General features: G+C 72.9%; 23 protein-coding genes. 14 read left to right on the top strand and 9 right to left on the bottom strand.

What is annotated here, in order from left to right; genetic code table 11:
• Positions 1–280: 280 nt before the first annotated feature.
• Positions 281–748, bottom strand: a complete 468-nt coding sequence (locus ACGFT1_RS09660; protein WP_373908479.1) for a MarR family winged helix-turn-helix transcriptional regulator — start codon at positions 746–748, stop codon at positions 281–283.
• A gap of 154 nt (positions 749–902) precedes the next feature.
• Here ACGFT1_RS09660 and ACGFT1_RS09665 point away from each other — a divergent pair, with 154 nt between their 5' ends.
• On the top strand, positions 903–1,382 hold the full coding sequence (locus ACGFT1_RS09665) for an SgcJ/EcaC family oxidoreductase (RefSeq protein WP_373908480.1): 480 nt from the start codon (positions 903–905) through the stop codon (positions 1,380–1,382).
• A 100-nt stretch (positions 1,383–1,482) separates the two neighbouring features.
• Here ACGFT1_RS09665 and ACGFT1_RS09670 read toward each other — a convergent pair whose 3' ends face one another.
• Positions 1,483–2,244, bottom strand: a complete 762-nt coding sequence (locus ACGFT1_RS09670; RefSeq protein WP_373908481.1) for a phytanoyl-CoA dioxygenase family protein — start codon at positions 2,242–2,244, stop codon at positions 1,483–1,485.
• Between the two features lie 436 nt (positions 2,245–2,680).
• Here ACGFT1_RS09670 and ACGFT1_RS09675 point away from each other — a divergent pair, with 436 nt between their 5' ends.
• The 7 genes from ACGFT1_RS09675 to ACGFT1_RS09705 all read left to right on the top strand — a co-directional run bounded on the left by ACGFT1_RS09675 (position 2,681) and on the right by ACGFT1_RS09705 (position 8,199).
• On the top strand, positions 2,681–3,874 hold the full coding sequence (locus tag ACGFT1_RS09675; protein WP_373908749.1) for a PP2C family protein-serine/threonine phosphatase: 1,194 nt from the start codon (positions 2,681–2,683) through the stop codon (positions 3,872–3,874).
• A 424-nt stretch (positions 3,875–4,298) separates the two neighbouring features.
• On the top strand, positions 4,299–4,643 hold the full coding sequence (locus ACGFT1_RS09680; protein ID WP_373908482.1) for a MerR family transcriptional regulator: 345 nt from the start codon (positions 4,299–4,301) through the stop codon (positions 4,641–4,643).
• Positions 4,644–4,942: 299 nt separating this feature from the next.
• Positions 4,943–5,146, top strand: a complete 204-nt coding sequence (locus tag ACGFT1_RS09685) for a cold-shock protein (protein ID WP_007383480.1) — start codon at positions 4,943–4,945, stop codon at positions 5,144–5,146.
• Positions 5,147–5,339: 193 nt separating this feature from the next.
• Positions 5,340–6,764, top strand: a complete 1,425-nt coding sequence (locus tag ACGFT1_RS09690; protein WP_373908750.1) for a DEAD/DEAH box helicase — start codon at positions 5,340–5,342, stop codon at positions 6,762–6,764.
• Between the two features lie 146 nt (positions 6,765–6,910).
• The gene (locus ACGFT1_RS09695; protein ID WP_373908751.1) at positions 6,911–7,246 is read left to right on the top strand and encodes a hypothetical protein; all 336 of its coding nucleotides are present in this window, start codon (positions 6,911–6,913) and stop codon (positions 7,244–7,246) included.
• A 22-nt stretch (positions 7,247–7,268) separates the two neighbouring features.
• Positions 7,269–7,568, top strand: a complete 300-nt coding sequence (locus tag ACGFT1_RS09700; protein ID WP_373908483.1) for an SCO5918 family protein — start codon at positions 7,269–7,271, stop codon at positions 7,566–7,568.
• A gap of 157 nt (positions 7,569–7,725) precedes the next feature.
• Complete coding sequence (locus tag ACGFT1_RS09705) at positions 7,726–8,199, top strand: DUF5994 family protein (protein ID WP_373908484.1); 474 nt, start codon at positions 7,726–7,728, stop codon at positions 8,197–8,199.
• Positions 8,200–8,261: 62 nt separating this feature from the next.
• Here ACGFT1_RS09705 and ACGFT1_RS09710 read toward each other — a convergent pair whose 3' ends face one another.
• A complete protein-coding gene (locus ACGFT1_RS09710) occupies positions 8,262–8,666 on the bottom strand; it encodes a hypothetical protein (protein ID WP_373908485.1) in 405 nt (134 codons plus the stop codon).
• Positions 8,667–8,910: 244 nt separating this feature from the next.
• Between ACGFT1_RS09710 and ctaD the strand changes: the two genes are divergently transcribed.
• Together ctaD and ACGFT1_RS09720 are read left to right on the top strand one after the other, a co-directional pair.
• Entirely contained in the window at positions 8,911–10,635 is a 1,725-nt protein-coding gene (ctaD, locus tag ACGFT1_RS09715; protein WP_373908486.1) for a cytochrome c oxidase subunit I, read from the top strand.
• Positions 10,632–10,982, top strand: coding sequence for a cytochrome C oxidase subunit I (locus ACGFT1_RS09720; protein WP_373908487.1), 351 nt, complete (start codon positions 10,632–10,634; stop codon positions 10,980–10,982). The genes ctaD and ACGFT1_RS09720 overlap by 4 nt, the downstream gene beginning before the upstream one ends.
• Before the next feature lie 42 nt (positions 10,983–11,024).
• Here ACGFT1_RS09720 and ACGFT1_RS09725 read toward each other — a convergent pair whose 3' ends face one another.
• The 3 genes from ACGFT1_RS09725 to ACGFT1_RS09735 form a co-directional block, all read right to left on the bottom strand.
• Positions 11,025–11,768: a 4'-phosphopantetheinyl transferase superfamily protein gene (locus tag ACGFT1_RS09725; protein WP_373908488.1), complete on the bottom strand. Its 744-nt coding sequence runs from the start codon at positions 11,766–11,768 to the stop codon at positions 11,025–11,027.
• 135 nt (positions 11,769–11,903) lie between these two features.
• Complete coding sequence (locus tag ACGFT1_RS09730; RefSeq protein WP_373908489.1) at positions 11,904–12,098, bottom strand: DUF3073 domain-containing protein; 195 nt, start codon at positions 12,096–12,098, stop codon at positions 11,904–11,906.
• 163 nt (positions 12,099–12,261) lie between these two features.
• Entirely contained in the window at positions 12,262–12,642 is a 381-nt protein-coding gene (locus tag ACGFT1_RS09735; protein ID WP_121791121.1) for an S-adenosylmethionine decarboxylase family protein, read from the bottom strand.
• A gap of 609 nt (positions 12,643–13,251) precedes the next feature.
• On the opposite strand from ACGFT1_RS09735, the gene ACGFT1_RS09740 reads away from it, so the two are divergent.
• The 4 genes from ACGFT1_RS09740 (at position 13,252) to ACGFT1_RS09755 (ending at position 17,669) form a co-directional block, all read left to right on the top strand.
• Positions 13,252–15,150, top strand: coding sequence for a GNAT family N-acetyltransferase (locus ACGFT1_RS09740; protein WP_373908490.1), 1,899 nt, complete (start codon positions 13,252–13,254; stop codon positions 15,148–15,150).
• On the top strand, positions 15,137–16,249 hold the full coding sequence (locus ACGFT1_RS09745) for an HAD-IIIC family phosphatase (RefSeq protein WP_373908491.1): 1,113 nt from the start codon (positions 15,137–15,139) through the stop codon (positions 16,247–16,249). The genes ACGFT1_RS09740 and ACGFT1_RS09745 overlap by 14 nt, the downstream gene beginning before the upstream one ends.
• Positions 16,239–16,541, top strand: a complete 303-nt coding sequence (locus ACGFT1_RS09750; RefSeq protein WP_373908492.1) for a phosphopantetheine-binding protein — start codon at positions 16,239–16,241, stop codon at positions 16,539–16,541. Before ACGFT1_RS09745 ends, ACGFT1_RS09750 begins: the two co-directional genes overlap by 11 nt.
• Before the next feature lie 522 nt (positions 16,542–17,063).
• Positions 17,064–17,669 carry a hypothetical protein gene (locus ACGFT1_RS09755; protein ID WP_373908493.1) on the top strand — a complete coding sequence of 202 codons (606 nt, stop codon included), beginning with the start codon at positions 17,064–17,066 and terminating at the stop codon, positions 17,667–17,669.
• 25 nt (positions 17,670–17,694) lie between these two features.
• Here ACGFT1_RS09755 and ACGFT1_RS09760 read toward each other — a convergent pair whose 3' ends face one another.
• Genes ACGFT1_RS09760 through ACGFT1_RS09770 form a run of 3 tightly spaced genes read right to left on the bottom strand, consistent with a single transcriptional unit; the run spans position 17,695 to position 23,838 of the window.
• Positions 17,695–18,342 (bottom strand): hypothetical protein, encoded by a 648-nt coding sequence (locus ACGFT1_RS09760; RefSeq protein WP_373908494.1) that lies wholly within the window; start codon positions 18,340–18,342, stop codon positions 17,695–17,697.
• Complete coding sequence (locus ACGFT1_RS09765; protein WP_373908495.1) at positions 18,339–18,656, bottom strand: hypothetical protein; 318 nt, start codon at positions 18,654–18,656, stop codon at positions 18,339–18,341. The genes ACGFT1_RS09760 and ACGFT1_RS09765 overlap by 4 nt, the downstream gene beginning before the upstream one ends.
• Before the next feature lies 1 nt (position 18,657).
• Complete coding sequence (locus ACGFT1_RS09770) at positions 18,658–23,838, bottom strand: caspase family protein (protein WP_373908496.1); 5,181 nt, start codon at positions 23,836–23,838, stop codon at positions 18,658–18,660.
• Positions 23,839–23,863 lie beyond the last annotated feature (25 nt).

The following is a 23,863-nucleotide window of genomic DNA, read 5'->3' on the forward strand; positions in this document are numbered from 1 at the left end:
CAGGCGTCACAACGGATGGTCGGGAGCGTTCCGGCGGGCCCCGCATGCGCCCTCTGCTCCACCACATGCGCCCCCTCTGTCCCGGGTTGCCCAGCGATGGCGGACGCTTCGGCGGGTCGCCCGCCGGGCCACACGGCGTACAGGGCGGCCGCGAACCACGGAAGCGCCGCGACCGGCATGAAGGTGCCCAGTTCCACGGCGGTGAGCGCTCCCTCGCCGCCACGCCTTCCGGGCCGGTGCCGCAGGCGGCCCTCGCCGCCCGCCGGCGTCCGGACGGACGTCAGCGGCCGGCCCCCGTGTCGCGCAGTTCGTCCGCCGCGGCCTGGTAAGCCTCAGTGGCGCGGGTGAAGTAGTCGAAGAGGACGGTCAGTTGCTCGGACGTGTAGTCGGCGAGGATCTCGCCGATCCTCCGTCGCGCGGGCGCCATGGCGAGGTCCAGGCCGGCCGGTTCGCCCACCGGTCGCACGACGACCTTGCGCCGGTCTCCGGGGTCGGCCGCGCGGCGGGCGTAGCCGGCCTGCTCCAGCCTGTCGATCAACCGGGTCGTCGGACCGGTCGTCAGACCTGTGCGTTCGGCCAGTTCGCCCGGGGACATCGGGCCGCACAGCTGGAGGATGTTCAGCGCGTACAGGTCGGTGGCGCCCAGTTCGCACGCTCGGGCGCTCGCGTGGCCGTGGAGCATGACCGCGCTCAAGTAGTGCCGGTAGACCTGGCTCGCGTCGGGGCGCATGGGCAGCGGCGTTGACATGGTCCTCTCCCCTCCCTAATCTCTTCTTTGGCGCAGATAAATTCTGGCGGCATTTACTTCTCTGGTGAAGTTACCACGGGGAGGGTGAGGAGCGTCGCCGGTGTTGCCCGTGGATCCCGTCGTGGGGTCCGTCCAGTGAACCGGAGGCACACAGATGAGCACCCGCACCCCAGCCGGCCCCGCCCGTGAGAGCGACGTGGCCGCGATCCGTGACCTCCTCGAAGAGAGCCGCGCGGCGTGGAACCGCGGTGACGGGGCCGCGTACGGCCGGTGCTTCACCCGGGACGCGACCGACGTGACGTACGCCGGCACCGTCTACCGCGGCGGTACGGAGATCGGCCGCGCCCACCAGGCGCTCTTCACCGGATTCCTCAAGGGCACGCGGTTGGCCCTCGACATCACCGACATCCGCTTCCACGGCCCCGACACCGCTGTCGTCGTCACCCGCGGCGACGTCGGCAAGGGCCGGCCCGGGCGGCTGGGGAAACTCGCCACCTACACGGTCGTGCGGGAGCGCGGCGCCGAGGGAGGCGGCGGGTGGCTGATCGCAGCCGTCCAGAAGACCCGGCACAAGCGCCTGATGGAGGCCGTGTCGTTCCGGCTCCAGCCCGCCACCCGGCCCGCCGCCCCATGAGGGTCCGCCCCGCGCCCGCCACCCGGCCCGCCGCCCCGTGAGGTCCTCCCCGCCGTGCCGCCGGCCGGGGCCGGAGCGGCCGGAGCGGACGCAACCGCCCTCAGGCCCGGCGCAAGCCCGCCAGTACGGCCCGCTCCACGGGTGACGGCTCCGGGCCGTCGAGGTCGAGCACGCCCGTCGGCTCCAGCGGCGGCTGAGCAAGGAACCGCGGTGTGCGCCCGCCGTGCCGCTGGGCGGCGTGGACCAGGAACGGGTGGCACAGGAACACATCGCCGGCCTTCCCGGTGGCGGCCACCTCGCGGCAGCCCGCGGTGGCCGGGGCGGCCTCCGCGCACAGCGGGAACCACGCCCGGCCCTCCTCGCCCGCCGCGGCGAGCCGCGGCGGCAGGTCCAGGTGCGAGCCGGACCGGACGCGGGTGGGGGCGTCGTCCGGGCCGACGTCGGAGAAGAGGAACAGCATCAGCAGGGCGCGTCCGCGTGACCGCAGGCTCACCCGGTACTCCCCCGATTCCGCGGTCCAGCCCGCGTCGAGGTGCCAACCGTCGTCACCGGGGTCCTCCTCACTCGGGAAGCGGAGCGGGAAGGTGCCCAGCCCCAGCGGAGCACGCCAGCGCCCCGCTCCGACCAACTGGTCGTAGGCCTCGTGCAGCGCCGGAGCGTTGGCCGCCTGGCGGAACGGCGGAGTGGCCATGGCGCCGATCCGTACGACCGGTTCGGTCCAGCTGCCCGGATCGTCGGGGGAGCAGCCGCTCGCCGCCCACAGTTGCGCGCGGCACTCCTCCACCGTGGCCCCGGGGACGGCTCCCGGAACGCGGACGAAACCGTCCGTGACGAAGGCCTCGATCTCTGCGTCGGACAACATCGGCATCCCCCACGGGCCGGCCCGGCTGGCTACCCGGGCAGCTTCACCGAGCGGCCGCGCGACGGCAACCGCGTTTCCACGCCGCCGCGCGGCCGGCCGGAACACCGACCGGCCGCCCGGCTGCCTTACGGGCCGCGTCCGTGCGCTTCGCCACGCGGCCCTGGGGACGCGGCCCGCCTCCTCGCGTCCGTCCGAGAGCGCTTCACGCCTCAGGCCCTTCCGGTACTGCGCCATTCCCGTGACCAGCGGGTTCTCCCAGCGCTTCCGGCCGTGTCAGCGATCACGTCCGGCCTGTTCCGGTCCCGGCCCAATGCGTCCGGAGCACCTCGCCGGGAGACGGCGGGCGGATCCCGGACGGCATCCGCGCCCCCGCCGGTGCGGCCCCCGGCGTGCCGGGAGCGGGGTCGGGGCATCCGGGAGGGGGGAGGTGGACGTGGTGGGAGACGAGGGCTTGGGGCTGGGAGAAGTACTGCGGGCCGCCGAGGAGGCGGCGCCGACGGAATCGGTCGACGTCGTCGCCCGGAACCTGGAGAAGCGGTTCGGCGGGCGGGCGGTGTCGTTCTGGCTCGTCGACCTGATAGGGCGGGAGGCGGTGCGGCTGCCACGCGCCGGTGAGTCCCTGCGCGACGGCACACAGCGGACCGGGCTGCGGGGCAGCGTGTACGACCAGGTCCTGCGCAGCCAGCGCCTCCACCACGAGTACGACGCCGACGAGGGGTTCCGCGTCATCGCGCCGGTGACGAACCGGGGCGACAGCATCGGGGTGCTGGAGCTGTGGGTGCCCCGCCTGGACGACGAGGTGCGGGAGGAGATCGAGAAGGCCGCGCACGCGCTGGCGTACATCGTGGTCACCGACCGGCGCTTCACCGACCTGTACCACTGGGGAAGACGCACCACCAGCATCAGCCTGGCCGCGGAGATCCAGCACCAGCTGCTGCCCTCGGCCTCCTGCTGCGAGGCCCCGCAGTTCACCCTCGCCGGCGGCCTGCTCCCGGCGGACGAGGTGGGCGGCGACACCTACGACTACACCCTCGACGCCGACGCGCTGAACCTGTCGATCACCGACGCCATGGGGCACGACACCGCGTCCGCCCTGCTGGCCACCCTCACCGTCAATGCCCTGCGCGGCGCCCGGCGCGCCGGGCTCGGCCTGACCGAGCAGGCCCACGCCGCCCATCGGGCGATCCGGGCGCACGGCCACGGCATGACCACCGGGCAGCTGCTGCGCATCGAGCTGGACAGCGGGCGCTGCCGGCTGGTCAACGCCGGGCACCCCTGGCCCCTGCGCCTGCGCGACGGGCTGGTGGAGGAGATCCCCCTGCGGATCAACCTGCCGTTCGGGGTGCCGCTCCCCGTCCGTTACGAGACGCAGGACATCGATCTGCGCCCCGGCGACCGCCTGCTGCTGCTCACCGACGGCATGTGCGAGCGCGAGGCCGCCACCCTCGACATGGCGGCGCTGCTGCGGGACACCCTCGGCGAACATCCCCGCGAGGTCGTGCGCGCGCTGGCCGACTCGGTGCACGACGTGTGCGGGGGCGTCCTGGCCGACGACGCCACCATCATGGTCCTGGACTGGCACGGCGCCCGGCTCGGGGAACGGCACGCGGCCGACGCCGGCTTCTCCTGAAGAACCGCCCGTGCGGCCCCATCCCGGTCCCGACCGGGACCTCCGGAGCGCTCCGCGGCGGGCCCGCGGAGCCCGGGTTCTCCGGGCGGGAGCCCGGAGAACCCGGTCGGGGCTGCTTTCCCAACCCCTGGACGGCGAGTAACCAGGCTCCGGCCGGCGCAACCGGCCGGTTGCCCGCGGGCCGGGCGGCGAGGGCGGTCACGGCCCACGCCGCCCCCCGTCCGGGCCGCTCGCCACGCCGGACGTGCGATGGGTCACTCCGGTGGCGCACACCCGGCCGGCGCCCGATCGGGGCGGTTTCGGATCACGCGCATCACTGAGGCCGGAAATCTGCCGGGGCAGCGCCACATATCCGGGCGCGTCGACGTTAGGCTTGGGTCCACCGGGGCGCCAGACGGACCCGCGCCCCCGAAACGAAGGTGCCATGCCCGCCGAGAACTCACCCGCCGGCAACCTAGACGACGACGACTATCCCGCCTACACGATGGGCCGCGCCGCCGACATCCTCGGCACCACGCCCGCCTTCCTGCGCGCCATCGGCGAGGCCAAACTGATCGCTCCGCTGCGTTCGGAGGGCGGCCACCGCCGCTACTCGCGGTACCAGCTGCGCATCGCCGCCCGCGCCCGCGAGCTGGTCGACCAGGGCACGCCCGTCGAGGCCGCGTGCCGCATCATCATCCTGGAGGACCAGCTGGAGGAGGCCCTGCGGCTGAACGAGACGATGCGCCACGGGCTGGGCGGCGCCGCCGGGGCGGATGGCGGTCACTGAGCGTCACATCTGCGTCTCGTACGAATATCTGTCGTCGCCGTTGCAGGATTACCGCCGGGGTGCCGGAAGTTTCTCCGGTCCCGTCGGGTCAGAATCGCCCGCCGGCGAGACCCGAATGCAGGAAAGCCTGGGATGCCAGGGGCCGCCTGTGTTACCGTGATAACAGTTGCAGTTTTGATTGCCGGAGATCGCCTGTGAAACTTTCCAGGCATTTCCGGGTCCCCTTGAGGGGTGATCATCGCGGCGACTCGGGTTCTGCACAGTGTGGATCCCGGCACTGCCCCTAAGGGAGATTCAATATGGCATCTGGCACCGTGAAGTGGTTCAACGCGGAAAAGGGCTTCGGCTTCATCGAGCAGGACGGCGGCGGCGCCGACGTGTTCGCGCACTACTCGAACATCGCCACCTCCGGCTTCCGCGAGCTTCAGGAGGGCCAGAAGGTGACCTTCGACGTGACGCAGGGCCAGAAGGGCCCGCAGGCCGAGAACATCGTTCCCGCCTGACGCTGACGATTTGCACGTGGTGGGGCCCGCGCTCTTGGGCGCGGGCCCCAGCCCGTTTTTCCCACTTTTTTCTGCCCTCGCCTTTTTGGCTTCCTTTCGGCTTGTTCTTGCGAATTCCGTCGCGGTTCCGCACCGCCGAATCGAATTCCTCGATACGTGCCGCACGCATCGAGGAGGGTTCCGCGTGAACCGCATCCCACAGACCCGTCGTACCGGCAACGATCCCGCCCGGTTCCGTTCGCGCAGGACGAGCCCGCAGGGATCGAGTCCCCAGCCGCGGCGGGCGCCGCAGGGAGAGTTCGCGCTCCCCGTCAGTCTCACCGAGCCGCTGCCGGCCGTGGAGACGTTCGCCGATCTCGACCTGCCCGCGCCGCTCCAGGCCGCGCTGCTCGCCGAGGGCGTCACCGCGCCCTTCCCGATCCAGGCCGCGACCCTGCCGAACTCACTGGCCGGCCGCGACGTCCTGGGCCGCGGACGCACCGGCTCCGGCAAGACGCTCGCCTTCGGCCTGCCCCTGCTGGCCCGCCTGCACGGCCAGCGGGCCGAGCCCAGGCAGCCGCTCGGCCTCATCCTCGTACCCACCCGGGAACTGGCCCAGCAGGTCACGGAGGCGCTCACCCCCTACGCGCGGGCGCTGCGCCTGCGGCCGGCCACCGTCGTCGGCGGCATGTCGATCGGCCGGCAGGCCGCCGCGCTGCGCGCCGGCGCCGAGGTCGTCGTCGCGACCCCCGGGCGGCTCAAGGACCTCGTGGACCGGGGTGACTGCCGCCTGGACCGCGTGGGCGTGACCGTCCTGGACGAGGCCGACCAGATGACCGACATGGGCTTCATGCCCCAGGTCACCGGCCTCCTCGACCAGGTACGCCCCGACGGCCAGCGGCTGCTGTTCTCCGCCACGCTGGACCGCAACATCGACAAGCTGGTCCGCCGTTACCTGCACGACCCCGTGGTGCACTCCGTCGACCCGTCGGCGGGCACGGTCACCACCATGGAGCACCACCTGCTCCACGTGCACGACGACGACAAGCACAGCACCGCCACCGAGATCGCCGCCCGCGACGGCCGCGTGATCATGTTCCTGGACACCAAGCACGCGGCGGAACGCCTCGCCCGGCACCTGCTGTCGGTCGGCGTGCGGGCCTCGGCCCTGCACGGCGGCAAGTCCCAGCCCCAGCGGACCCGCACGCTCGACCAGTTCAGGGACGGGCACGTCACGGTCCTGGTCGCCACCAACGTCGCCGCCCGCGGCATCCACGTCGACAACGTCGACCTCGTCGTGAACTTCGACCCGCCCGGCGACCACAAGGACTACCTGCACCGCGGCGGCCGTACCGCCCGGGCCGGCGAGTCCGGCACCGTCGTCACGCTCGTCCTGCCGCACCAGCGGCGCACGGTGAACCGCCTCATGGCCGACGCCGGCATCACCGCCCAGGCCACGCAGGTCCGCCCCGGCGAGCCCGAGCTGAGCCGCATCACCGGCGCCCGTACCCCCTCCGGCGTGCCCGTCGTCCTCGCCACGCCCGCGGCCGAGCGCCCCGAGCGCGCGGGTTCCGCCGGACGTCCCCGCGGCGGACGGGCGAGGCGCGCACGGCGTCCCGGTGCCGGCCGGACCCGTTGACCGTCCGCACCCCGGGCGGGTCCGCGAGGCCCTCCGCCGAGGAAGGGAAGCCCTTGAACCCACCCGAGGAGAGACCCCTGTCCCCGGCCTCGGCATCCCACCCGGTGCCGGTGGCCGGTGGCACGGGACTGACCGCCCGTGACGCCATGGGCGCCCCCGGCCCCCAGCTCGGCGATCGCATGAGCGTCGACGTGGCCCTGTCCGTGCTCATCGGCGCCCGCGCCACCCACCTGCTCCTCCAGGACGACGACGGCCGGTGTTCCGGGCTGGTCACCAGGGCCCAGCTCACCGCCCAACGTGCCGCCTCCTCCTACGGCGACCGGGCCCGGCTGCGGGACATACCGCTCGACCGCGGACCGTTCACCGCGTCCGTCTCGGCCCTGGGCGACGCGGAGTCCGCCATGCGGACCCGCACACTGGACGTCTCCCCCGTGGTCGACGAGCAGGGCTACGCCCTGGGCGTCCTCACCGTCATCCCCTGACCGCTCTCCCCGTGGAGGCAGCATGCGCTGTGTCATCGCCCGTTTCCCCTTCGACCTGACCAAGAGTGAGGTCGAGCAGTCGATGGAGGGCATCCGGCCCGAACCCGCCGTCGGCAGCTGCGTGACCATCGACCGCCGGGTCTACCCGGTCAAGCAGGTCGGACAGGTCATCACCCGGCAGGACCGCCGTGACTTCACCGCCGCCGAGGTGAGCAGGGCACTGACCCGGCTCGGCTTCACCTGCCACGAGGCGGCGCCCGCCGCCCCCCAGGACCAGGCCGACCCCTCGACCCTTCCCTGGGCCGACCACTCGCTGGGCTAGGCCGTCGCGGTCGCCGCCGCCCGCTCCCGCTCCGTGCCACGGGCGGACGTACGCTGGACGGCACCGGAAGCAAGTCGCGCGGCGACCGCGGCGGTGCCGTTCCCGGCGTACGACGGAAAACGGGCGGCCGGGAGCCGTCCGGGACGGGATCGCACGTATGGACACGAACGGTTGGCCCGCCGCGGACGGTTTCCCGGGCGGGGCGCACACGTACCGGATGCCCCTCCCCCGGCTGACCCTCACCCCCGAAGCCGGCCACGGCCCGCTGCACGGCGCCTGGTGGCCCCGCTGCGACGCGCTCGAACTCGAACTGCCCGCGCTGCTCGGCGCGTTGGGCCCGGCACTGGGCACGGTCGTCGGCGTCACCGTGGACACCGCCGCCTGGCCCGACGTGCCGCGTACGGTGCCGGCGCCCGGCCGCGTCATCGAGGTGTTCCTGTCCGCCGTCGACATCGAGGCGCACACCATCACGCTGGACCGCGGCCCTCTGGGACGCCGCGACCTGCTGGTCGTCCCGCCCGGTGAACCCGCGGGCGCGGCAAGCTGGTTGCTGACCACCGCCGCCGACCCGGGCAACGCCCTCTCGGCCCCGCACATGCTGGCGCTCGCCCAGGCCAACTGGGAACGCTGAGCGGTGCTTCGGGCACCCGACGCACGACTCCCCTGCGGCTGTCGTCGTGGCAGCGGTGGCTGTCAGGCCGCCGGGTGGCCCTCGTCCCGCCCCACGGCGCGCACCACCGCGGCCACGACGGTGGTCGCCGCGAGGCTGCCCAGCATGACCAGGGCCACGCCGACGGCGAAGAGTCCGGTGGCGTCGTCCGACCAGTCCAGGTAGGCGGCCGTGGTCAGCCCGGCCGTTGTGCCGGCCACCGCGCCCACGACATGTCCCCGGGCCGCCGCCCAGCCCACCGGTACCAGCAGGGTCAGCACCAGCCCCGCCACCTGCCAGGCCTCGTACGGCCCGGTCGTCGTGCCGTCGGCGCGCACGCCGTAGCCGCGGTCCCAGCCCAGCCAGGCGGCCCACGCGGCCGACGCCGCGGCGGCCGGCAGGAGGACGGTGAGGAACCGGCGGACGCGTGTGCGCGGTATCTGTCGCATGACCGAAGCCTCGCGGCCCGTCCCGGCGCCGGACAGAGCACGATCACTCAGATCGGTTCGAGTAGCCCGGCAGCCGGAGGCCCGGGCGCGCGGTCGTCCGCGCTGCTCCATCCGTGTGTATCCGTCATCCGAACGGCCGAGTGCCGGGCGCTCAGGGCGTCCGGTCCGGGCTCCCACGGCGAGGATGGCGGGTGACTGCCGCCAAGGCGTGGGCGGACGGCGAGCATCAGGAGACAGACGACTTGTGAGCATCCTCAACGAACCCCAGGGCGGTGCCGCGGCAGCTGAGGACTCGTACGAGAACGAGCTGCCCGTGAGGCCCAGGCAGCCCGGCAACGTCGTGGTGAAGTGGCTGACGACCACCGACCACAAGACGATCGGCACGCTGTACCTGTCGACGTCCTTCCTGTTCTTCCTCTTCGGCGGCGTGATGGCACTGCTCATGCGTGCCGAACTGGCGCGGCCGGGCCTGCAGATCATCTCCAACGAGCAGTACAACCAGTTGCTCACGATGCACGGCACCGTGATGCTGCTGATGTTCGCCACCCCGCTGTTCGCCGGGTTCACGAACTGGATCATGCCGCTCCAGATCGGCGCGCCCGACGTGGCGTTCCCCCGGCTGAACATGTTCGCCTACTGGCTCTACCTGCTCGGCTCCTCCATCGCGGTCGGCGGCTTCCTCACCCCGCAGGGCTCGGCCGACTTCGGCTGGTTCGCCTACACCCCGCTGTCCGACGCGGTCCGCACCCCCGGGCTCGGCGCCGACCTGTGGATCATGGGGCTGGCCTTCTCCGGCTTCGGCACCATCCTCGGCGCCGTCAACTTCATCACCACGATCATCTGCATGCGCGCCCCGGGCATGACCATGTTCCGCATGCCGATCTTCACCTGGAACGTGCTGCTGACCGGTGTCCTGGTGCTGCTGGCCTTCCCGGTGCTGGCCGCCGCCCTGTTCGCCCTGGAGGCGGACCGCAAGTTCGGCGCGCACGTCTTCGACGCGGCCAACGGCGGCCCGCTGCTGTGGCAGCACCTCTTCTGGTTCTTCGGCCATCCCGAGGTGTACATCATCGCGCTGCCGTTCTTCGGCATCGTCACCGAGGTCATCCCCGTGTTCAGCCGCAAACCGATCTTCGGTTACATGGGGCTGGTGGCGGCCACCATCGCGATCGCGGGTCTGTCCGTGACGGTGTGGGCGCACCACATGTTCGTCACCGGCGCGGTGCTGCTGCCGTTCTTCTCCTTCATGACCTTCCTGATCGCCGTCCCGACCGGGGTGAAGTTCTTCAACTGGATCGGCACGATGTGGAAGGGCAGTCTCTCCTTCGAGACGCCGATGCTGTGGGCCACGGGCTTCCTCATCACGTTCCTCTTCGGCGGCCTGACCGGTGTCATCCTGGCCTCCCCGCCGATGGACTTCCACGTCTCCGACTCCTACTTCGTGGTCGCGCACTTCCACTACGTCGTGTTCGGCACGGTCGTCTTCGCCATGTTCACCGGCTTCCACTTCTGGTGGCCGAAGTTCACCGGCAAGATGCTGGACGAGCGTCTGGGCAAGATCTGCTTCTGGACGCTGTTCGTCGGCTTCCACGGCACCTTCCTGGTCCAGCACTGGCTGGGCGCCGAGGGCATGCCGCGCCGCTACGCCGACTACCTGGCGAGCGACGGGTTCACGGCCCTGAACACGGTCTCGACGATCAGCTCGTTCCTGCTGGGCCTGTCGCTGCTGCCGTTCCTGTACAACGTGTGGAAGACGGCCAAGTACGGCAAGCCGGTCGGCGTGGACGACCCGTGGGGTTACGGCCGTTCGCTGGAGTGGGCGACCTCCTGCCCGCCGCCGCGGCACAACTTCGTCACCCTGCCCCGCATCCGCAGCGAGTCCCCGGCGTTCGACCTGCACCACCCCGACATCGCGGTGACGGAGCACGAGGGCGGCGGGTACCCCGCCACGACCGACCGGGGCCACGGGTGAACGGACTGCCCAAACAGGGGGCGGGCACCGGTGGTGACCTCGGCAACGAGGTGGAGGGGTACCTGCTGTGGCAGGCCAGGGTCGCCGAGGCCGAGCAGCGGGCGCGGGAGTTCACCGGGTCCCTGGAGTGGCTGACGACGGCGCAGCGCGAAGAGGTCGAGAGGCGGTACGCAGCCGACAGCCTGCGCCGGGCCCGCGCGGACCTCGAGCGCGTCGCGGCCCGGTGCGTGTCGCTGCGGGCCGAGTACGAGCAGCGCTACCGGGAACTGCGGCGGCGCTGCCTGGCCGTGACACTGGCCGTCTGCGCCGCACTGACCACGGTGGCCACGCTGCTGCTGGTCCTCTGACACCGGACATCCGGCCGGCCGCATGCGGCGGGTGGCGACCTGCTAGCCCGCCGCCGACAGCAGTGCGTGCGCGTCCTCCTGGGTGATCGCGGGCTGCGCGCCTCCGGTCACGCACACGGTCGCGGGATGCCCGTCCTCCACCACTAGGTCCGCCAGCCGCAGCTCCGCGACGCGTCCGGGCCGGTCCTGCCACCGCTCGACCCGGGCCGGCTCACCGGGCGGCGAGACCTCGAGGCGGCGCGGCGGCAGCCGCAGTCCGATGCCCAGGGCCTTGAGCACCGCTTCCTTGCGGGTCCAGTAGCGCAGCAGGGCACCGGCCCGGTCGGCGGGCACCAGTGCGAGCAGTACGGCGAGTTCGGCCGCGGACAGGATGTGCGGGGCCACCAGGTCCACGTCGGGCGGGTCGTCGGCCCGCTCCACGTCCAGCCCGATGTCCGCGCCCCGGCACACGGCCAGGCCGACGGTGGGGCCGCTGTGGCTGACGGAGAAGCGCAGGCCGCCCGGCGGGTCCGCCGCCGGATCCAGGGCGGGCTTGCCGTGCGGGCCGCCGCAGCGCGGGCAGACCCGGCGCAGCGGCACCCGCTCGGCCGGCAGGCCGAGGAGCCGGCCGAGCGCCAGCCGGCTCAGCGCGCAGCCGATCAGGAACCGCTGTCGGTCGGCCGGGTCGACGGTCGCCTCGTAGCGGGCGGTCTCCACGGGATCGAGCAGCCTGCGCAGCGGCGGGGGGTCGCCCGGCAGCCTGGCCCACCAGAGCCGGACGGGCCGCAGGCCCCCGGCAGCGGTCATGTGTCGGCCTTCGCCATGTCCGAGGCCTGTCCGGTGGCCGTCACCCGCCGTACGCAACTCTTCCCGCCGGGCGTGCCACAGGACGCCTGACGGAATATCAGCGCGGGGGCCGGGCGGGAAGGAGACGCGGGGAGGTCACTGCGGGTCGAGCGGGCGTTCCCGTTCGTCGGTGTCGTCCTCGTCGACCAGGATGTCCGCAACAGCGGGGCGCGGCTCGTCGTCGGTGGACGCCAGTTCCTGCTGAAGTGCCCTGAGATCGGTGCTGGGAGCACGGTATTTGAGTTCGCGAGCGATTTTGGCCTGCTTCGCACGTGCGCGACCGCGTCCCATGATCCATCTCCTCACAGATGCCCGGGCGCAGGGGCCCGTACGTCATCCCCGCGACCGATACTCCCTAGACACCACACCATGCTAGCTCAGTCGACCTGTTCTCAGCAGACAGGCCGGAGCCCCGGGCCGGTGGTCCGGGCCCGGTACGTACGACGAACGGTACTCAGTGCACGGCCCGGAGCATCCGGGTCACGTTGATCCTGGTCGGGGAGAGCCCGAGTTCGACGCTCTGCATCATGCGCTCGCCGTTCAGCCGGCCGTACGCGAGCAGGTCGACGTTGGCGAGGCTGAATTCCGGCCACGTGTGAATGCTCAGGTGCGAGGCGGAAAGCAGCAGAATCGCGGTCACGGCGCCGTTGGGAAAGACATGCGACGCCTCCCCGAGAACCTTGGCGTTGCCCTTGTCAGCGGCGTCGCGCAGTACCTTCAGAAGGCGCTGCTCATCGGTCAGAATGCTGTGATCGCTCACCCATACGTCGACCGCGTAGGAGCACAGGTCGTCGACGTCTATACCTTCGGTGGCGAGTTCCGCGGGATTACTCATGGCGCTCCGGGAAGCGCGCGCCTGAGCCGCTTCCCGCATCTCCTCTCCAAGGGATTCACCACGCGGATTCACCCACGCGGATTCACAACGATCACGGTGACCGGATCGGGGACTTGACATCCCGACCGCCGACACTTAGCCACATCAGGCTAGCACCCAGGGTAACCTACCGCAGCGCGCCGCGGTGGCCTGCGGGTCCGCCCACCGCGACGTCCGCCGAAGTCTTGTCTGCCGGCCGGCGGAGGGGTGCATTTCCCCGGTGACGCCGACGGGGGACGACCCGGATTCCACGGCACCGGATCGCGTTACCGCCACGTCGGCGATCCGGCGGCGGACGCGTCCGCCCCGGCAGCGCGAGACGGTACGCGCCCCTTTGTTTTTCCGGATACGAAAAGACGTCCCGGCCTTGGCCCGCACCGCCGCGCTTTCCGGCGATATCGCCACTCAGAAAAAGCTCGAACAGCCGCTTCCTGGAATTGCCGGAAGGCCCTTGGACGCCTGGCATCGCGCTTTGCCCGGCCCGTATACTGGCACGAACATTCTCACCCCACGTGGAGCACGATTGTGACGAACGCCCGCCCACGACGCCGCAGTATCAGCGCCGACCGAGTGCTCAATGACGTCGCGGACGCCGTCAGGCTCCAGGAGGGGCCTCCGGGGGTGCGGTCGATCCTGCGTGCCATCCGCCGGCTGGCTCCGGCCTCGACCAAGGACATCAGCCGTGCGGTGGGCCTGCCGGTGCCGATCGTGGCGGCCGTGGGGAACGAACTGCGCACCCGCGGGCTGATCACCCGCGAGCGGCCGTCGCAGCTCACCCCCGCCGGCCGGGCCGTCGTCACCGAACTGGGCATGGATCTCACCCTGGACGCCACCTGCCGCACCTGTGACGGGCGGGAACTGGTGATCCCGGAGGTGCTGGAGGAGGCCGTCGCGCGGCTCGGCGCCGTCATGGGGGACGGGCCGGCCGCCGACATGACGCTCGACCAGTCCAAGTGCACCCCCGAGACCAAGGTGCGGCGGGTTCTGGCGCTGCTGTCGGCGGGCACGCTGCCCGGCGGTTCACTGCTCCTGATCGGCGACGACGACCTGATCTCGCTGGCGGTCGCCGTCGTGGGGGACGTGCTCGGGGCACCGCTCGTGGACCAGGTGACGGTGGTCGACATCTCTCCCGACATCCTCGGTTACATCGAGCGGGTGTCGGCGGATCTCGGTACCCGCGTGAGGACCGTGCAGCACGATCTGCGGAATCCGCTGCCGGAAGAACTGCACCGTCAGTTCGATGTCGCGATGACCGATCCGCCGTACACCCCCGAGGGTGCCCGGCTCTTTCTTTCGCGTGCGGTGGAAGGGCTTCGCCAGGGGCCGGCGCACAGCATTTTCCTGTCGTTCGGCGGGAAGAGCCCGGACGAAATGCTCCAGGTGCAGCGCGAAATCATGGAGCTCGGTCTCGTCACCAATGGATACATCCGCAACTTCAACGAGTACGAGGGCAGCGGAATCCTCGGCGGGGTCGGGTTCTTCCAGCACCTGCTGACCACGAGCGCGACCTCGCCCTCGCAGGAGGGCGATTACCAGGGCCCCCTCTACACGGGTGACAAGCGCTCGCGGCAGCGGATGTACGAGTGCGTGGCCTGCGGTGAGATGGTCCGGGTCGGCGCGGGAGCGAAGTGGGCGTCGGTCGGCGTGCTGCGCGCGGAGGGCTGCCCGAACTGCGGCAAGGGCCCCTTCCGCCCCGGCCCGCTGGTCCCCGTAGGAGCGGAGAACCAGGCCGAGCAGCCTGCGGCGCCGGGCCCGGACGCCGGCGGCGGCTCCCAGGGCGCGCCGGAGGCCGCGGAGCGGTCCGCCGCCCCGGATCAGGCCGAGGCAACCGCCGTACCGGACCTCGCCGCGGAGGCCGCCGTACCGGCCACCGTCGGGAAGCGGGATCCGTACATCCCCGCCGGCCGGACCTGGCAGCCCCTCACCGCCGGTGAGCGCCTCCTGCTGGAGGAACGGGCGGCGCCCTACGTCACCCGCCAGGCCGCCGAACACGACCTGCCGGCGATCGGGGCCTTCGAGGTCGACATCGCGCGTGTCTCCTTCGGCGGTGACGCCGTGGACGATCCCCTGCGGCACCGCACACGCCTGGCGCGCGCGATGGAGAAGTCCAGTGAAGGGATGATCGTCGCCCACCGGCCGGGCGGTCCGGCGATCGGCTGGCTGTGGGTCAGCGTCAACCAGAACACGATGACCGGCGACCGCTACGCGAACTTCCGCTCGCTGGCCGTGGCCCCGGTCGAGCGCCGGGCCGAGGTCGCCGAGCTGCTGATCTCCTCGGGGCTGGAGTTCGCCGTGCGGCAGGGGCTCACCGAGGTCGTCGGCCGGGTGCACGTCGCCAACGTCCCGATGCGCACCCTGTACCGGAAGTTCGGTTTCACCCCGACCAACCTGGTGATGAAGCTGCGCCTGCCGGCGGGGGACGACAGCCGGCCGGCCGTACGGCGGGATCCGAGCCATGCCGAGCACTGACGGCGTCAAGTGCGTGGTGTGGGACCTGGACGGCACCCTGTGGGACGGCGTGGCGCTGGAGCGCGCCGACAGCGGGCTGCCCGAGGTCCGGCCGGACGTGCTCGCGGCGGTCGACACGCTCGCCGGGCACGGCGTGCTCAGCAGCATCGCCAGCCGCAGCGCTCCCGAGGTGCTGGAGCGCGTCACCCGTGACCCCCGGCTCGCCTCCCGTTTCCTGGCCCCGCAGATCTCCTGGCAGGACAAGAGCCAGGCGCTGCGGGCCATCGCCGCGGAGCTGGGCGTGGCGGTCGGGTCGCTGCTCCTGGTCGACGACTCCCCGTACGAGCGGGCCGAGGTGGAGGCCCTGCTGCCCGGGGCGCGTACGGCGGCCCCGCAGGACGTGCCCGCGCTGCTGGACGCCGTCGCCGGGCGGCCGGTCACCCCGGAGGCACGCGCGCGAGCCGGCCTGTACCGCACCGAGGAGGCCCGCCGCCGGGCGGGCGAGCGCTTCGAGGGCGGCAGGGAAGAGTTCCTGCGGTGGTGCGGGATGCGGATGGAGGCCGGTGCGGCGGGCGGTGCGGAACTGCCACGGGCACTGGAACTCGCCGAGCGCACCCACCGGCTGAATTCCTCGGGCCTGGACCGCGAGCGGGTCCGGGTCCTGGTCGAAGGGGGTGGCCACCGGCTGTTCACGGCCCGTATGACCGACCGGTTCGGGGACTACGGCATCATCGGCATGGCGCTGGTGCGGCCCGGTCCCGACGAGTGGTCGGTACCCCTGCTCGCGCTGTCCTGCCGGATCGCCGGCCGGGGTGCCTCCGTGGCCTTCCTGCGCTGGCTGATGGAACAGGCGCGGTCGGCCGGCGCGGACACGTTCGCGCTGGACCTCCGGCCGACCGAGGCCAACACCGAGCTGCGGCTGCTGTTCCGCCAGGCCGGCCTGCGGGCCGGCACCGGCGGCGGCGGTCCCCAGGCCGGCCTGCGGGCCGGCACCGACGGCGGCGGTCCGGCGCCGTCGACGGTGACGCTGTCCCGGACCCTTCATGGCGACCTGCCTCCCTGGCCCGCCTGGTTGCAGGTGCGTCCGCTGCCGATTAAGGAACGACCCCATGACCGATGACACCCTGCGCGGACGACGGATCCGGGTGGAGCGCGAGATCCGCGTGATGCTGGCCGACGCCACGCGCACGGAACGGGCCCGCGTCGAGCGACTGCCCTCGGACACCAAGCTGTTCGGCCCGGAGATCTCGCTGTCGTCCCTCGCCGGCGTGACCCTGCTGGCCGCCATCACCGACCGCTTCGGCGTCGACGTGGCGGCCCAGGACCTGGGCCTGGACTGCCTGGAGTCCATCTCCACCCTGGTCGACTTCGTGGTGTGGCACCTGGCCATATCGCCCGGGAGCGGCGTGTGACCCGTCCCGCCCCCGGCTGACGCGGACCGGGCCCGGCTCGCTTCCCGGCCGGGCCCAGGCCGTCACCGCCGGCCGGCACGGCCCCGCCCAGCGCCGCGGCGGGTTCCGCGAGCCCGCGCCGGGACACGTCGGCGGACAGGAGTGCCGGGGAACCAGGGAACGTGCCGGGCCCCTGGCGCGGTTCGACGCAGACGCCGGCCCGCAGCAAGGCGGCCCGGGGCGCAGGCGATGTCCTCGTCGGCGAGGTCCTCGTCGTGGCCGACCGGGATCACCGTCGCACCGGAGCCGGCGGCGATCCGGGCGGCCCGGTGGTGCTCGGTGTCCGGGTCCCCCCGGACGTCCGATCGCCCCCGTCACCGCCGCGGGTGCGCGCATGTCCCGCCCCGAGCGGGTACCCGGCGCAGGAGCGATCGCAGTCACGCCTGTTCGACCCACCGGACCACGGCGTGACGGCGGATGCCTCCGTGACCTGCCGGGATCGCCGGCGGCCAGGGAGCGTGCCGTCCGGCCGGGAGGAAGCCGATGCTGCGTTTCGACGGCTGGATCGCCGGTCTGGGAACGGCGTCCGGTACCCGTGCGGTGCTGGGGCACTGGCCGCGATCGCCGTTCGGGCCGTTCAGTGACGTCATGATCGAGCGGGAGGACGGGCACCGGCTGCTGCTCGCGCCGTCCCGGCGGATCGCGGACTTCATCGCCACGACCTACAGCTTCGACGAGGTCCGGGTCACGCCCGTCTCCGTGCGGGTCGAGGCGGCTCGGTGGACGGTCGCGGCCGGGCCGCTGGACCTGCGCTTCACCACGGGCCGGCGCGGCCTGGCGGGCCTGCTCCTGCGTGCCGTGCCCGCGCGGCTCGCCGCCCGGCCCGCCTGGACAGCGGTGACGTACCTCCCCGCCCGGCTGCTGGGCGTGCGCACCCGTGGCAGCGCCGGCGGCGGGCGGCGCGAGTGGTACGGCGCGCTCGACCTCCGTCCGGTCGTGTCGGCCACCGCGGTCCTCGCCGGCCGGGACCTCGGACCGCTCGCCCCGGTCGTACCGCCCGTGCGGTTCGGTTTCGGTTCGGCACCCCGCCGGCCCGGCCTCGTACGGGTGACCACGACCGTGGCGACGCGGGATCACGATCACCGGTGAGGGGCCCCGGACCCGGCGGGCGGTTTCAGCACTTGCCGGTGGGGGCCACGCTCACCGCGTCGCGCTGCCAGGTCAGGTGGCGGACCGTCGTGGCGCCCTTGCCGCTCGGGCCGCCCTGCCCGGTCCTGACCGTGACACCGCTGCCGTCGGCGGCCAGCAGTTCGCCGCACACCGTCCGCCCCCGGGTGTGCACCAGCACCGTCCGCGCCGGCTCGTCCGGTGCCGGCGCCACCCAGGTGGCCAGGATCCCGAGCGCGGTGGCCGACACGCCGAGCACGGTCGCCCAGCGCGTGACCCGGATCCGCCTCGCGATCCGGTCGCGCTCCCCGCGCTCCCAGTCCAGCAGCGCCACGGCATGGGCGTACGGCAGCCGGTCACCGGGCCGGCCGTGGGCGGCCGACACGGCGGCGAAGGCGGCGAGGAGCAGCGCCACCAGCCCCACCGCCACCAGCACGACGACCGCCGTCCGGTAACCGGCGGGCAGTTCGGCGACGTTCTCGCGGCCCTTGAGGACCAGGACGGCGGCGAGCAGCCCGGTGGCGAGGGTGAGGAAGTTCCGCCAGCCCTCCGCCTGCGCCCGCGCGATCGCCACCTGGTTCTCCACCATCGCGTCCAGCCGCCGCTGGGCGCGCCGCAGTTCCAGGGGCGCGTACCTGCTCCCGGACGCCGTCACGAGCCGGTGCCCGCCGGGCGGACCGCCATCCACGCGGCGCCGCAGCCCCCGGTCTCCTGCTCGTCGCCGGCGTGCGCCCGCATGCACCGGCACTGCATGTACACCTCGTCCGGGACCGGCACCTCCAGCCTGAGGCGCCGCCGGCCCAGGGTCACCGCGCCGGGCATCACCTCCGGGACCGGGTGCACGGTCGGGCCCGCGCAGGCCGGGCAGCTGCCGGAGACGACGAGGCGCCCGCCGGAGGAGTCCCACACGAACCCGGCCTGCTGGTCCGGCCAGTACGTGGCCTCGTATGCCTTCTCGACGTGAGACACGTCAGCTCCTCTCGTACGGCGGCAGACGGAAGCCGAACAGCGGAGCGTAGTCCAGGAGCCGGGCGCGCACGTCACCGGCGGCCAGCTCCGTCTCCTCGGCGGCCAGCTGGACGTGGTCGTCGGAGACGTCACCGGACAGAACCGGTTCCCGGCCGGTGAGCCGGGCGGTGAGCAGGACGACGTCCCGCCAGTCGGGGACGCGGGTGCACGCGGGCTCGGGGAACGGGACGTCCAGCCCGATCGCGACGAAGGGCCGCAGCCTGCGGTACGTCTCCCGCAGCCCGCTGCCCAGCCGGCCGGCGGCCACCACCAGGGCGAGCGGCGTCAGCGTCCAGGACCTCTCCAGCGCGGCCTGGAGCAGCGCGTTCTCGGCGGCCTCGTCCCGCTCCTGGAGTGCGGGCGGCCGGACGGCGCCGGTGGGCACGGGCACGGTGGGGGCGCCCAGGGAGCGGAAGGCGTTGAGGACGGCGGCGGCGGTGGCGAGGTCGATACCCATGCTGCGCGCGAATTCGACCAGGTCGTGCAGCCAGATGCCCTTCCGCCACCTTCCGTCTCCGAAAGACAGGGCACTGACCATCGACTCGTCCGGTGTCAGTCCGCAGGCGTCGGGTGGGATCTCCGGCACGTCGAAGCCGTAGGGGGCCAGCTTGTCCCGCACTCTCTTCCCGGTGGTGCCGAGGTCGTCACCGGTCTCCGCCGCGAGAGCCATGAGCGAGGCGGGGCCGATCCGGGCGTCGCGCCCGGCGCCCACCGGGCCGGCGGGGTGTCCCGCGCTCCGCTGACCCAGCGACAACGAGCTGCGCCCCCACAGACTCCGGGGGCGCGCGGACCGGGACTGGGCCAGCCAGGCGCGGGCCGCCTCGACCGCTCCGCGCTCGACCAGGCCCGCTTCCGCGAGCGCCTCCACCGCGGCGATGTGCCGCGGCCGCGCCGCGGCGTCGTCCAGATCGGCGATCCGCCCCAGCAGCTGCCAGGTGGTGATCGGCGGTGTCCCGGGTGCGTCACCGTCACCGCGGGTGGCAGCCCGCTCCGCCGGGAGCTGCCTGCACCAGCCGGGCGGCAGGAACGCGGCGAGCGGGCCCGGCCCCGCGACCTCGACGCCCAACGGGACCGCCCAGCCCGCCAGCCAGTGCGCTGTGGCCCCGACGGTCTCCTCCCGCTTCGCCGCCAGCCGGACCAGGTGCCGCGGACCGATCGGGCCCGGGGTGAGGAAGGGGGGTTCGGCATCGAGATCCCGGCTGAGCGCTTCGAGCTGCGCCTCGTCCAGCAGGTAAGGCAGACCGGGTCCGGTGAGCCGGTACCCGAGCGGTTCGAAGCGACGCACGACCGCCTCGATCTCGGCCGACGGGATACCGGTCTGGTGTGCCCGGTAGGCGACGTCCACCGGACGCACCGCCCCGGAGAACTGGAGGGCGATGACCAACGGGTGCGCGGCGGAGGCCTGGTCGTTCAGCAGGATGCGCCGTTCACGGGCGTCCACGCGATGGGTTGCGAGGGGCCCGAGGTCCGGGGGTGCGGGTATCGACGGATCGACGGCCGACAACTGCCCGAGCAGCCGCGCGAGAGTCCCCAGACTCACCTTCTCGGCGGCCGAAACGCGCACCATCGCCTGCCGCACGGCATGGCCCCGGCCCTCCTCGTCCTCCCGGGCGGACCGGCCTTTCGCGTCCCGGAACGACTCGTACAAGGTGGTTGCCAGACGGCTCGGGACGATGTCGTCCAGGGCACGGATGTCCGCAACCTCCGGTACGGGCACGCCCGTGACGGCGTACCGGCGCAGTCTGCGGGTCACCTCCCGCAGCGAGCGGCCGGTGTCCCCGGCGGCGCGCAGCGGTTCTCTCCACGAGCTGCCCGGTGCGTTGCGGAACAGCAGCGCGTCGAGGGGCTCCGGCCGGGGGAAGCCCGCCGGCGTGGTGACCGGCTCGGGCTCCTGCTGCACGCCCAGCACGCCGGCGCGCCAGGCCGCGAAGAAGCGCACACCGAGGTCGGCCTCCGGGAGGCTCGTCAGGTAGACGCCCTGGTCGACGGGCAGGCACCCGACGCCGGCCAGCGTGAGGTCCCGCCGGAACAAGGTCCAGTGGTCCCGCCGCGGCTGCGCCGGGAGCGACACGGGCACGTCGGCCTCCATCAGCCGGCCGACGACCTGTTCCGTGATCCTCGGGTGGGTGTCGGCCAGGTGCCACAGCCACTCCAGCGGGAACGGCCGCCACGCCTTGCGCACCAGTGCCGGGACGGCCGCCTCCAGGTCCTCCTCGACGCGTTGCTCGTCGTACCCGAGGAAGCGGTTCCGGTCGACGCTCAGCTCCAGCCGGTGCCGGCCGCGCAGGTTCACCACGTAGCCGTCCGGCGCGTCCTCCTCCGAGACGAAGAGTCCGTCGGCCAGCAGCATGCCCGCGCCCTGCACCCACCACACGCCCTCGGTGGCCTTGATGCGCGTGCCCGGCAGGGAGGAGTCGCCGTACAGCTCGCCCGGCCACCAGGTCACCGGGTCACGGCCGTGCTCCCGGGCGGTCACCTCCAGCGGGGTGGAGATCAGGAACTCGCGCAGCGCCTGGACGAGGGAGGGGCGTCGGTCCTCCGTCGCGTCGGGCTCGTCGTGCAGGTAGAGCCGGACCCTGGTGCCCCCGTTCTCCAGTCCCGTCCGCTCCCTGCTCAGGTGCATCAGGCCCGAGCCCGCGGTGACACTGGCCCGGTGGCCGTCATCGATGGGCACGCTCCCGGACGGACTGACCGGCCGGGTGACCACCTCGACCTCCTCGGCCAGCATGAAGTAGCTGAAGACGCCGATGCCGAACCGGCTGTTCAGCTCGGCGGTGATACCGCGCCGGCGCCACCGGCGCATCTCACGCATGCGGGACGAGGACTGTTCGGAGCGGCGGCCGGCCTGGGCGAAGAGGTCCCTCAGCTCCTCGGCCGTCATCCCGACGCCGTTGTCCTCGCACTCGATGTACGCCCGGCCCGTGGCCGGGTCGACGTCCTGGGTGAAGACGATGCGGCAGCCGGCGAGCTGTTCCCGCTCGGTCTCGTCGCCGGTCCGCCGGGCGGGGTCCGAGTAGCGGCGCCGTGCCTGGCGCACCCGGCAGGCGTCGAGGGCGTTCTGGTACAGCTCACGCACCGCCAGCATCCGGTCCCCGTACAGCTGGGTGCCCATGATGAGCGGCTTGACCTCGTCCTCGGCCAGCCGGAACCGGGGCGGTGGCTTGTCGAACCCGCGGTTCCTGGGCAGCAGGCCCTCGGTCTTGATCACCTCGGGCAGGCCGGAGAGGAGGTCGCCGGCCCGCATGGCGACCTGGCTGCGCCGGGTCGCCCCCGACACCGTGGCGATCCGGGTCGTGAGCCGTTCCAGCGCCGTGTACAGGGCCGCGTTGCCGCACTTGAACACCAGCAGCCAGCGGGTGGACGGGCGCTGGCCGGGTGCGGCGGGGTCCGCCGGCCACCCGTCGGTGCTGGGCCGGAAGCCGTCGTTCGTGGTGATCTCGCCGATGATGCTCTCGGGCCGGACCTGCGTGGGCTCGCGCGGCCCCAGGTGGTCGATGAGCACGCCGTCGAGCATGCGCGGGTCGATGGCGAGGAGGCCGGCGAGGTGCAGCAGCGCCGCCAGGTCGTGCGGGCGCCAGCTCCACCGCTTCTCCCCGCACAGATACGTGCACAGGTCGGTCTCCCAGTCGCTGCCGTCGGGTGCCACGGTGTCCGCCGGGGTGCCGGTGCCGAGCTGGGAGACGACCTGGATCACGGCGTGGCGCAGCTTGTCCCGGCCCTCGGTGCTCAGGGTGAGGTCGGCGGCGCTCTCCGCCGCCCGCACGAGCAGGTCGATCGCGCGGCGCAGGCTCTCCAGCTCCGCGTCGCCGCGCTTCTCCCACAGCAGGTCCCAGTCGGCGAGAAAGCGGTGGCGCAGCCAGTACTCCGCGCTGCGGGCGTCGTCCTTCCGCCCGCGCCGCAGCAGCGTCCGGCGGGTCGCCTCGATCTGCCGGTGGGCACGCCGTACGTCACCCATGTCGCGGTCCAGGTGCCACGCGAAGCCTCCCTCGGGCAGGACGTGGGTGGTGGTGTCGGTGGGGTCCGGGCCGTCCCCGTGGAGGTTGCGCAGCGCCAGCAGCCCGCAGGCCAGCGCGGCCTCGCGCAGGAACGGGGCCCCCAGGAGGACCACGGTCTCTATCAGGCTCAGCCGCGCGTCGGCGGCCTCCAGGAGCTGGCCGAGCCGCTTGATCAGCCGCTCCTGCACGAGGGGGTCGTCCCACGGGTCGGCCTCCGCCCGCTTGGCGTCGCGGATCTCGCCGACCTTGGTCACGACCTCCGCGAGGTGTCCCTTCGCCCTGGTCTGCTGGGCGGCCGTCCCCTCGGTCCGCTCCCACAGGTCCGACTGGACGACCGCGTCCATCCAGGGACCGGAGGACGTCCGCGCCTCGCACAGCGGTACGTCGGCGTGGGAGCCGGCCGTCCCGTCGAGGCTCAGCCACCGGGTGTCGATGCCGGGCGGCCTGCGGGCGGTGTAGTGCGCCGCGATCTGCGGGGCGCGCCTCTGCACGCGCCGGATCACCTCGCCGAACGTACGGGCCGAGGACTCCGGCGCCAGGGACTCGCTCAGGGCCCTGGCCAGGACACTCCCGCCGTCGGGGTGCCCCAGGGCGTCCTCGCCGGGGGAGCAGGCGCTCAGTATGACGACGTTGTCCCGGGCGCGGCTGACCTTCACTCCTTCGAAGGTGGCCGGAGGGGCGCCGCCACTGCTCCGGCAGGCGTCGAAGCAGAGCATCACCGTGGCGGTGGAGGTCAGGGGTGCCAGCAGTTCGTCGGGCACGACCTCGATGAGCCCCTGCGGGCCCAGGGTCCGCTGCCCGTCGGGCCCCCAGCGTGCGCGCGTGTCGCTCGGCAGGAGGTAGTCGGTCTCGCCGAACCGGACGCCGTGTCCGGCGAAGTAGACGAGGCCGACGTCGCCGTCCTCCAGGGAGTTCAGGAAGCGGCCCAGCTCGTCACGGACGGTGCCGCCGCCGGTCGTGTCCTCCTCGTCCAGGACCCTCACGTGTTCCGGCGGGTAGTTGCTGCGCAGCAGCGTGTTGCGCAGGGTCACCGCGTCCCTGGCGGTGAAGGGCAGGGCCGGGAAGTCGTCCTTCAGCTCCGGCACCTGTTCCAGCTGCGGATAGGCGGGTACCGCGATCAGCAGAGCCCGCCGACGCCCGGTGCTCATCGTGCTCAAACCCCCCTGGCCCCGC

Origin of the sequence: Streptomyces sp. Y20, assembly GCF_043195475.1 — a bacterium.
In the GTDB taxonomy this organism is placed as follows: Bacteria; Actinomycetota; Actinomycetes; order Streptomycetales; family Streptomycetaceae; genus Streptomyces.